The organism is Cupriavidus phytohabitans (assembly GCF_000426345.1).
In the GTDB taxonomy this organism is placed as follows: domain Bacteria; phylum Pseudomonadota; class Gammaproteobacteria; order Burkholderiales; family Burkholderiaceae; genus Cupriavidus.
Genome location: NZ_AUFE01000117.1, coordinates 1 through 9,708, shown reverse-complemented (window position 1 = coordinate 9,708; position 9,708 = coordinate 1). Strand labels below are relative to the sequence as shown.

Below are 9,708 nucleotides of genomic sequence, written 5' to 3'. Positions count from 1 at the left end.
ACCGTCTCGGCGAAATACGCGATCGCAGTTTCGAGCAGCAACGGTACCGCGCCAGCGGACTAAACCTGGTGACTGCGGCGATCGTTCTCTGGAACACCGTCTATCTTGAGCGCGCTGTGCAGGCAATGGAGAGCCGCGGCATGCCGGTCGATCCGGCGCTGTATCCCTATTTGTCGCCCTTGGGGTGGGAGCATATCAACCTGACCGGCGACTACGTGTGGCGCATGAGCCATAAACCGGAAGCAGGAAAGTTCCGCCCCTTGCGGCGTCTAGCCGAGCGCTAACTCGCGAGCGAGGTCTTAGAGGGCAATATTTTCCGAATTCTGAAGCCGCCCCTACCCCTGCGGCACCACCCCCGACCACACAAATGTCCGCTGCCCGAACCACCGGGGTCACCCGGGAGGGTTCGGATATCTCGCCAAATGAATACGTAGTCATTTTGTCTCCGAAATAAGGGTGAGAAGCGTTTGATAGCGCACCCCACCCTACGGCTTCAATGGTTACGTAGTCATTATAAGCAATTCAAAACCAGAATCAACCTCAGGATGTTGTGCGTCGCAGCACCAGATCGTTGGGCAGAATGAAGGTTTGCGGCGTGATCTTGGGGTCAGCCATACGACGTTCGAGACGCTCAACGACCTGCTCAACCATCGAGGGCAGAGGTTGCTGAACGGTAGTAAGCCCGATGCACTCCCATCGGGACATCGGAATGTCGTCATAGCCGACGACCCACATTTCTTCAGGTACGCGCCGACCGCACCGCTTCGCCGCATCCAGCACACCAATTGCGACGATGTCGTTCGTACAGAAAACGCTATCGATCTCGGGACGGTCGCTCAGGAGGGACTGCATGGCACGAAAACCAAAGTCGTAGCCAAAGTCTGCGGCATCGGCGCGAGTAAATGCCGGACTCTGCGCGACGGGCCCGAGCCCGTCCATGAATCCGCGCTCTCGCTCGCGAATGGTGCTGGCTCGAGAACTCTTGCTCGACTTTGCCGATATCAGTCCAATGTTCCTTCGGCCTGAGGCGAGGAAGTACTCTGCAACGCGCCTGCCGCCGGCATAGTTGTCGCTCACAATCGTGTCAAACAGATTCGTCCCGACAGATCGGTTAATCAGAATGATGGGCTTTTCGGCCGCAACCCTGCTGAGCAGCTCCTTCGATTCATCGAGCGCCGCAGCAAAGATGACCCCATCCGTCGCGCTCTCAGCCAGCGCACGTACGGTCGCGTCATCCATGCCGCCGTCCAGCTCCCACACGGTTGTCCGGAAGCCCCGGGTCGCCAACTGCTCAACCAGAAGCTGGAGCAACAGTGGATACAGTGGGTTCGAGAGGCTGGCCACAACGACCGCCACTGTGCCGCTGCGCCTGGTCTTCATTTGACGCGCTGCGGCACTAGGCGAATACTCATGGTCCTGTATGACTTTAAGGACCCGAGCCTTTGTCTCCGGCTTTACCGTCGGCAGATCTTGAAGAACACGCGATACGGTGGTCTGGGACACTCCCGCAAGGCGGGCAATATCAATGCTGGTCAGCCTCTTGCTCATGATGCAATCAAAGTCAGGCGCGTTTTAAGGAGATGCGCCCCCGATTCTAATCGAACGCGTGAAAGCCTCGCGTGCCGCAAGACCTTCCGATCACCTGCAGGACACGGTACTTCTCGGCCCCATCTAAGCGACGATGCCAACTGCGCAAGTGAGCGACCGAAGTTCACTTGCGATGCGGTCGCTCACTGCGAAGTGAGCCAATGTGGGCGGGAGGAGACGACCGGCGGGCCGATCCTCACTTGCTGCGGCAGGGCCGCGCTAAGGCGTTTAAGTCCAATCATCGCCGGCAGGCGCAAGGCCAATTTGATTGGCCGTCAGATAGGAACCCAATTCTGGAAATTCGACCAGCGGAGTTGTCACACCTGCGCACACCAGTCGGGCGCGATCGTCGAAGATCGCGACGCTAGGCTCACCTGCCAGGCGCGACTGGAAATACAAGCCATCGATCCAGGGAAATGCCGCATGCAGCGCCGAACTCCACAGGTTCGGTCCCAGGTAATCAGTGACCGAAAACACACGAGCGTCCATGCCAAGGGCCGTCAGCGGACCGGTAAGATCAGCGAGCACGAGAGGTCGGCGATCATCCACGGCGAGCCGGCAAATGGATCGGCTGCTCAGCTCATCCTCATCAAGCAGTAACGGCAGACGTAGTCCTTGGAAGCGCTCCCGAATGACCGCTTCGGCCATGCACGCGGCAAAGCTCGAAGCAGCATAAAGGACACCAAACTCGCCGCCGGCCGCGTCGAACCGATACTGGGTCACACCCGGCGCACGGCGGTTGTAGTAAATAGGGTCCAGGTGCGCGCGGTGGATTCGCCAGAGCACTACCCGCTCGAGATCGAGCGTCGTTGTGGCAAGCCGTCGGTCGGCCAAGTCGGCCGGCGGCAGCGGACACCCTAAATCTTCTGCGCTAAAGGTCATGCGGTGCCCTGCTCGTCGCGGTACCGCGCGTCGACGAGCCGCACAACGGCGTCTATCGGGGCCGTTGCATCGGCGATCCAATCCGCCGGCGTGCGTCCCGCCAAGCCTTCTTGCGGACGATGCAGAAAATTGTGGACGACCCAACTACTCGCGCGGGCAGCCACGAACGGTGCAAGCACACCAGCCAGCCGCTCGGAATCGACATGGAACTGCCACGATGGATAGCGATACCCTCGTTCGCGCCCCGGCAGCACCAGTGCATAGAGACGCCCCGCCTGGCGGTCTTGGTTGATGGCGCGGTCCGAACGTCCGGCATACAGCGCGGCGTCCTTGAGCGACAAGTTTTCCGGCCGTTCCCACTCCCGGGCGGCTGCCAGTCGACCCCGTTCGCGCGCTTCCTGGAGCGGATCCGGTGGCGCGGCTCCCCCAGCATGTGCGCCAGGCTCGCCGGCATCGACAACGCGACGCGTGGGAAGCGGATGTGTCGGCTTCGCGAAGATGCGAACAATCCGCCCAAGCGCCGCGTCGAGTTCATGTTGGACCTCGGCAGACAACACGAGCTCGCGAGACGCGTCGTTGACTAAGGCGACGGCGGCTTCAATTAGCTCTTTGGGTGTTGCGGCCCGCCGCGGGTCCTGTGCGACCGCGATCAAGGCAGTCCGCCGACTGCGGGCACGGCCTGCGGGCAAAACGGACTCGGGCGCGGCGGCAAACCGCGTGCGAAGCGAGATTCGGCGATGGAGGGTCATGAACTAAATGATAGTTCATGAAGTTCATGACGGCAACCTTCAAGTCAGTTACTTGCCGAGCGCTCTCCTCACCAAGCGGTGGTTGGTCCACTCGAAACTCGCAATTTAGGCCGCGACAGCCAAGCGGCCCTGCCGTGGATGCGTGCCTTTCACTTTCATAATTTCTTGATCATGAAATTATGGTTTGGCTGCTCGTCTGCCCGCGACGCTCCTGGCCGCTCTGCAAGAATTTTTGTTAGGGTTTATACTTACGCTCGTCTCCTCCCTTTCTCCTCTAAGGGATTCCATGCCCGCCTTGCCGCGGGCTTTCTTTTGCCTGCGTTTCAAGGTTGCCGCTCTGCACGGGCTGTCGTCGCTTGGGCCAAAATCCTCGAGGGCTTCCGAGAATGGATAGCGCTACCGGCGCTACACAGGCAGAGGTCAATCTGCGGCTGGATCGAACATTCGCCGAGGTCAAGACTCTCGGCAACGAACGCGTGGCCGCTCGCCAGCATCCCTAGCCGCGCTATGTCGATTTTGCAGACGGTCGTGCATCGACTCGCAGCGGATCAACATCATTCTCGCGGGCTCTTCCTTTGCCTCAGCTACGTCAGGCTTGGTGGCGCTGCGCAGATATACTTGCCGGGAGACAATGGCGACGACCACAATGATGGCGCCGACGCAGAAGACCCGGACCATGAATTGAAGGTGTCGCGCCATGGAAATTGCCGGATAGCAGGAGTAATTTGGTGGCGAGACTACACCAGGATGTCGCGGCGTGATGCTACGCCCGTTGCAGGATTGACAGCGCCCCCATTTTCGCCATAACGAGGCGGGACCGGACCGCCTGTGACACCACACCCGGCCTGATGAACATGCCAAAGACGACCGCGCCCTACCGCGTGGCCATTACTGGGGTGATCGTCCCTTTCGTGTTGATTGATACGGTCAGGCTCCAAGATTCTTTGCAATTCAAGGGGTTGCGGTTGGGTCCGATATCTCCATTGCTGCGAAATCGGAAAGCTTTGCTGGAGGCGGCTTTCCGGACCGTCACCGTTACATTTCGCACGATTCGGACGATCACCCCATGTTGCGTTTCACCCAGCGAAGCGCAGCCATCTGGTCCATCAAGCCGTAGTTCCCGGATGTGTGCGTCGATGACTCCGCGGCCAAGGCGGGATGAGACAAGAAGCCGAGTAGCCCTAGTCGGTAATTTAGGGTTACGACAACGACGCCCCGCTTGGCAAGCGCTTCACCGTCATAGGACGGATGCGAGCCCGAGCCGTAGCGAAAGCCCCCACCATGAATCCATACCATCACGGGGAGCTTCTCAGTACTGGCTTTCGCGGGAGTCCACACGTTAATGCGCAGACAATCCTCGCTCATTCCTGCGCCGCGAAGCTCCGGATACTCCGCCGGTTGGGGACAATCCGGGCCGAATCGGCTTCCGTCCAGGACCTCCTCCCAAGGCTTCGCCGCTTGCGGGGGCTTCCAGCGAAGTCCGCCTTCCGGAGCCGCAGCATAGGGAATCCCGCGGAACGTCTTTACCGTATCTCCGGTCCCTGAGACTTGACCTCCTTCCGTCTTCACCACCGTGAGCGTGGACGCCGCTGCAGTAGACATCGCAAAGGCACCGCATAGCGCCGAAATCAGGCTCTTCACCCTCATCTTTGCTACCTATCTTACTCAGCGGTGATATTTCCGTCCTTGATGACCTTTGCCCAGGTCGCAAGCTCTTGAGTCACGAATTTGTCCAGCGCCGGCGGGTCCATGTACGCAGCGAATCCGCCTTGCTCTTCAATTTTCCGGCGGTACTCTGGGCTTTCCACAATCTTCTTGATTGCAGTAGACAGCTTGCTGACAACTGCCGGCGGCGTACCTGCCGGCGCGAACACCGCGAACCAGGACTCGACGTTATAGCCAGGCAAGCCGGCCTCGGCGGAAGTCGGGACATCGGGCATGGAGGGATGCCGCTGCGGACCGGTGTAGGCAAGCGCGTTGATTTTTCCTGCCTTTACCTGGCCGATGACGGACGGCGGTGTTGTGACGAACATGTCAACCTGCCCACCCAACAGGTCGCTAATCACCGGACCCGCCCCCTTGTACGGAACATGGGTGACGGGCACCTGCGCCTGCTTACCGAACATGACACCGGCGATATGCTGGATGGAGCCGTTTCCCGACGATGCGTAGAAAAGTCCACGGTTGTCTTTCTTGCCAAAAGCAATAAGCTCTCGGAGATTCTGCGCAGAAATCTTTCCGCTCACCGCTACAACGTGCGGAACTCTCATCACCAGCGCGACCGATACGAAATTTTTTGGCTTCCAGCGCGCTTGAGGGAAGAGGGCAGGGTTTCCGACGTGGTACCCCGAGTACTGCATCAGCAGCGTGTAACCGTCCGGCTTTGCACGGGCTACCGCTTCCGTGCCGATATTGCCGCTGGCACCGGGCCGGTTTTCGATGACGATAGGCTGCCCCAAGTCCTTTGCAAGTTGCTCTCCGATGAGGCGCGCGACAATATCCGTAGAGCCGGCTGGGGCGCTCGGAACAATCATGCTGATAGGCTTGTTGGGATATGCATCGGCAGCCATCGCCGGAATGGTTGCTGCCAGTACGAATGCGGCCACGGAGGCCTTTACGCTCCAGTCCATGTCTGTCTCCTGTTTGTTTTGCCGGGACGTCGTTCGCCCCGGCTGTCCTGCTGGTCGCCTGTTACTTCTGTTGGAACAGTGCTTCCATTTCCTTTCGCACGCGATACGCGCGCTGAGTCGCGTCGATAACGACGTCCTCCCACGTCAGCGATTTGTCTTTAGGCACATCGCGGCGCAGCTTGAGGTTGTGCGCAAGGCCCAGCGGGAGGCTGCCAAGACGAAGCGACTCTTTGGCAGGGAACAGCTTTCCGAAGACGGTGTACCCGCCCTCCCCGTCCAGCACTTCTCCTGCTTTCAGGTCGCGTTTCGCGGTCGCGATGACGTCTGCGTTAAAGTGCTGACCGACACCGGTGGGTTCACGACGCAAGCCGACGCTCGCGACCGAGATTCCCAGTTCCAGACCAATGAGGTGCCACTTCTTGTACTGCACCATGCACTGTCCGTCGGGGTCAGTGAAGACCTGGTACTCCTTGAAGCAGCGGCGGATGTACTCAGTCGGTGCCTCGACGCAAACCCATACGCCCTTCCGGATGTCGTAGCCAACCGAGGTGCCGTCGGTGTTCAGCGACGAAACGACATCCACAACACCTTTGGCGGATAGCACACCGCCATCGGACTTCAGACGCATGACCGTAGGAATCTTCTCCACGGATGCCGGGGCGAACGTGATGCCTTCCGCCTGCACCTGCAGCCCGGTAGCGTTCGCAATTGCCGTGCTCTCGATGGCCGGCTTCGAGCCGTCCAGGAAAGCGTTGAACATCTTGGGGTTCATGCCGCCGATACGGGCTTGCTCGGCGGTGACGCCCCAATGGTCCCACACCGTATCAGGCGTGGATTCGCGGAATCTCGGCAGCCATTTGTGCCCGCGGCCAGCCGCAATAATGGGAAAACCGCAGGTTCGGGCCCAGTCGACCAATTCGCATGCCAGGCCAGGTTGGTCCCCGTAAGCGAGGGAATACACCACTCCCGCTTCACGGGCTCGATGGGCCAGGAGCGGGCCGCAGAATGCGTCCGCCTCCACCGTCACGTTGATGACGTGCTTGCCTTGCTTAAACGCCTCGAGGCAGTGGTCGACAGCGGCGATGGGATTGCCAGTGCATTCGATGATGATGTCGATGCCAGGATGAGCGACAAGGGCTTGCCAATCATCACCGACGTGTGTCGTACCGGTTCGCACGGCATCGTCCAGCGACGACGCCTGGGCGCGGCCCAGTTCCCAACCCACCCGCTCGAGGCTGGCATGAGCATTTGCCGGCACGAGGTCGGCGATACCCACCATGTGCACGCCTGGCGTGCGCGGTACCTGAGCGAGGTACATGGAGCCAAACTTGCCAGCGCCGATAAGGCCGACGCGCACAGGCTTACCCTGCTCGGCTCGCGCGAGCAATTGAGGATAGAAATTCATGGTCAGTTCCAGTTGAGACGTCGTCAGCTACGGGGCTGCGCGAGGAAGTCGAGGTCGCAGCCCTCTGGGGCTTGCGTCACGGTGCGTTGATACAGTTCCTGGTAGCCGCCTTGCTTCTTTGGAAGCGGTTTGCGCTCGGCCAGGCGGCGCGCGATTTCATCCGGCTCGACCAGCAAATCGACGGTCTTCTTCGAGACCGACAGTCGGATGCGGTCCCCATTGCGTACCGCTTCCAGAGGCCCGCCTGCGGCCGCTTCGGGCGATACGTGCAGGACAATGGTTCCGTAAGCCGTGCCGCTCATGCGCGCGTCGGAGATGCGCACCATGTCTTTCACACCGGCCTTGGCCAATTTCGTGGGAATGGGCAAGTAACCCGCTTCCGGCATCCCGGCAGCCAAGGGCCCGGCATTCTTCATCACAAGGATGTCGTCCGCCGTCACGTCGAGGTCGGGCGAATCGATGCGGTTTGCCAGGTCCTCCAGCCCCTCGAACACGACTGCACGTCCCTCCTTTTCAAACAGTGCTGGCGTCGCTGCAGCTCGTTTGAAAATAGCCCCGTCCGGCGCCAGTGTGCCGTGAAGCGCAATCAGACCGCCGACGTTGCTCACCGGCTCGTCGAACGAGCGGATAACCTTGCGGTCAACCCAGCCCGCCGGCTCGTCGAGGCGTTCGCGCAGGGTCCGACCGTCAATGGTGAGACAGTCCAGATGCAGGAGGGGGCGCAACTCGCGGAGGACAGCCCCAATACCGCCGGCCGCATGAAAATCTTCCATGTAGCCCTCGCCGACAGGCTTGAGGTCGACGAGCACCGGGGTCTCATCAGAAATCTCGTTCAGGCGCTGAGGGCTGATGCGAATACCAAGACGACCAGCCACCGCTGTGAGGTGAATAATTGCGTTAGTGGAGCCGCCCAAAGCCATCAGGACACGGAAGGCGTTCTCGACGGATTGCTCGGTCATTACCTGGGACGGAAGAATCGGCGAACGTGCGAGACGGACTGCGGCCCGGCCGCTTTCTTCCGCGGCGACGAGGCGCTGGGAGTCGACAGCAGGAATGGCTGCCGTGCCGGGCAACGACATGCCGAGCGCTTCAGCAATGCACGCCATCGTGCTGGCGGTGCCCATGACAGCGCACGTGCCTGCGGTCGTGGCCAGCCGCGTTTCCACAATATCGATTTCCTGCTTGTCGATTTCTCCTGCTCGGAACTTGCCCCAGAAACGGCGGCAATCCGTGCACGCCCCGAGGCGCTCACCTTTGTGGCGACCGGTGGACATCGGACCCGTGACGAGTTGAATCGCCGGGCGGTTCGCGGAAGCCGCCCCCATCAACTGAGCGGGTACTGTCTTGTCGCAACCCCCGATAAGCACAACGGCGTCCATCGGTTGAGCCCGTACCATTTCCTCGACGTCCATCGACATCAGGTTGCGGTACACCATGCTCGTGGGGTTCAGAAACACCTCGCCCAGCGACACGGTCGGAAACATGCGGGGCAATCCGCCTGCAGCCAACACACCGCGCGACACGGCTTCCACCAATTGCGGCATGTAGCGGTGGCAGTTGTTGAAATCGCTGGGCGAGGCAGCGATGCCAATGACGGGGCGAGACAGCAACTCGCTCGACACACCCATCGAATGGGCCATGGAGCGGCGAAGATAGCGCGCAAAATCGCGGTCACCGTAGTTGGTGAGGCCGTTGTCGAGGCCAAGAGGTTCAGCCATTTTGTTGCTCCGTTTCGGGTGCTGCTGCGCTGAACTGCACGGCCAGCATGTCTTCGAAGAATCGGGTCATTGCGCCCTTATCACTGCTTCCGTGGCCGGTCAGAAGGCTCATCTGGTAAGTGGCGGTCGCTGCGGCAAGGACTGGCATCGGGATGCAATGACGGGCGCCAAGTTCTGCAGCGCTGACGAGGTCCTTGTATGCGGCCCGCAACGGATACCCGTCGCTGAAGTGGCGGTCCAGGATACGAGGCAGGAAAAACTCCGATGCGTAGCTACGGCCGGTGCCACTGTTAATCACCGACGCAATTTTTTCTGGGTCGAGGCCCATGCGGCGGGACATCGGCAAAATTTCTGCAAGTGCGGCGCAGTTGATGTCGAATAGCAGCTGATTGACGAGCTTCGTCAGTTGGCCACTGCCCGCTTCGCCCATGTATAGGACGTTGTTCCCCATACGCTCAAGCCACGGTTTCACCTTCTCGAACGTCTGCTCGGAGCCGCCGCACATAACCGTCAACGTGCCGGCCTCAGCACGAGATTGCATGCCTGAGACAGGTGCGTCCAGGAACTCGAGCCCGGCTGCAGCGAGGCGCGAATGGATTTCCATCGTTGCACCGTGTTCCATCGTGCTTGTGTCGACCACAATGGAGCCCGCGCGCAGTTGCGAGGCCAAGCCGCCCTCGCCGAGATAAAGTCAAATCTGGTGTACGAAGGTTGATCGTGGCCGGTTCTCAGGCGGC

Annotated in this window: 8 protein-coding genes and 1 pseudogene; 1 reads left to right on the top strand and 8 read right to left on the bottom strand. The window is 60.4% G+C overall.

The window, feature by feature from the left end; all coding sequences use genetic code 11:
• Positions 1–284: Tn3 family transposase (locus K309_RS0132420; RefSeq protein WP_029049518.1), on the top strand; the 284-nt coding region annotated here is incomplete at its 5' end.
• Positions 285–540: 256 nt separating this feature from the next.
• On the opposite strand, the gene K309_RS0132415 is transcribed toward K309_RS0132420, so the two are convergent.
• The 8 genes and pseudogenes from K309_RS0132415 to K309_RS38325 all read right to left on the bottom strand — a co-directional run.
• The gene (locus K309_RS0132415) at positions 541–1,548 is read right to left on the bottom strand and encodes a LacI family DNA-binding transcriptional regulator (RefSeq protein WP_029050156.1); all 1,008 of its coding nucleotides are present in this window, start codon (positions 1,546–1,548) and stop codon (positions 541–543) included.
• Between the two features lie 267 nt (positions 1,549–1,815).
• Complete coding sequence (locus K309_RS0132410; protein ID WP_029050155.1) at positions 1,816–2,469, bottom strand: RES family NAD+ phosphorylase; 654 nt, start codon at positions 2,467–2,469, stop codon at positions 1,816–1,818.
• Complete coding sequence (locus tag K309_RS42185) at positions 2,466–3,218, bottom strand: hypothetical protein (RefSeq protein ID WP_156914526.1); 753 nt, start codon at positions 3,216–3,218, stop codon at positions 2,466–2,468. The genes K309_RS0132410 and K309_RS42185 overlap by 4 nt, the downstream gene beginning before the upstream one ends.
• Before the next feature lie 1,059 nt (positions 3,219–4,277).
• On the bottom strand, positions 4,278–4,859 hold the full coding sequence (locus tag K309_RS0132395; RefSeq protein WP_232232596.1) for a carboxylesterase family protein: 582 nt from the start codon (positions 4,857–4,859) through the stop codon (positions 4,278–4,280).
• A 20-nt stretch (positions 4,860–4,879) separates the two neighbouring features.
• A complete protein-coding gene (locus K309_RS0132390; protein ID WP_029050151.1) occupies positions 4,880–5,848 on the bottom strand; it encodes a Bug family tripartite tricarboxylate transporter substrate binding protein in 969 nt (322 codons plus the stop codon).
• A 61-nt stretch (positions 5,849–5,909) separates the two neighbouring features.
• Positions 5,910–7,253, bottom strand: a complete 1,344-nt coding sequence (locus K309_RS0132385) for an NAD(P)H-dependent oxidoreductase (protein ID WP_029050150.1) — start codon at positions 7,251–7,253, stop codon at positions 5,910–5,912.
• A 23-nt stretch (positions 7,254–7,276) separates the two neighbouring features.
• The gene (locus tag K309_RS0132380; protein ID WP_029050149.1) at positions 7,277–8,971 is read right to left on the bottom strand and encodes an IlvD/Edd family dehydratase; all 1,695 of its coding nucleotides are present in this window, start codon (positions 8,969–8,971) and stop codon (positions 7,277–7,279) included.
• Positions 8,964–9,647, bottom strand: a pseudogene (locus K309_RS38325) (NAD(P)-dependent oxidoreductase); the annotation flags it as partial. The gene K309_RS0132380 and the pseudogene K309_RS38325, both read right to left, overlap by 8 nt.
• Between the last annotated feature and the right edge of the window lie 61 nt (positions 9,648–9,708).

Excerpts from the sequence above, each read along its gene's own strand:
- K309_RS0132415 (WP_029050156.1), bottom strand. The coding sequence starts at position 1,548 with ATGAGCAAGAGGCTGACCAGCATTGATATTGCCCGCCTTGCGGGAGTG.
- K309_RS0132410 (WP_029050155.1), bottom strand. The coding sequence starts at position 2,469 with ATGACCTTTAGCGCAGAAGATTTAGGGTGTCCGCTGCCGCCGGCCGAC.
- K309_RS42185 (WP_156914526.1), bottom strand. The coding sequence starts at position 3,218 with ATGACCCTCCATCGCCGAATCTCGCTTCGCACGCGGTTTGCCGCCGCG.
- K309_RS0132390 (WP_029050151.1), bottom strand. The coding sequence starts at position 5,848 with ATGGACTGGAGCGTAAAGGCCTCCGTGGCCGCATTCGTACTGGCAGCA.
- K309_RS0132385 (WP_029050150.1), bottom strand. The coding sequence starts at position 7,253 with ATGAATTTCTATCCTCAATTGCTCGCGCGAGCCGAGCAGGGTAAGCCT.
- K309_RS0132380 (WP_029050149.1), bottom strand. The coding sequence starts at position 8,971 with ATGGCTGAACCTCTTGGCCTCGACAACGGCCTCACCAACTACGGTGAC.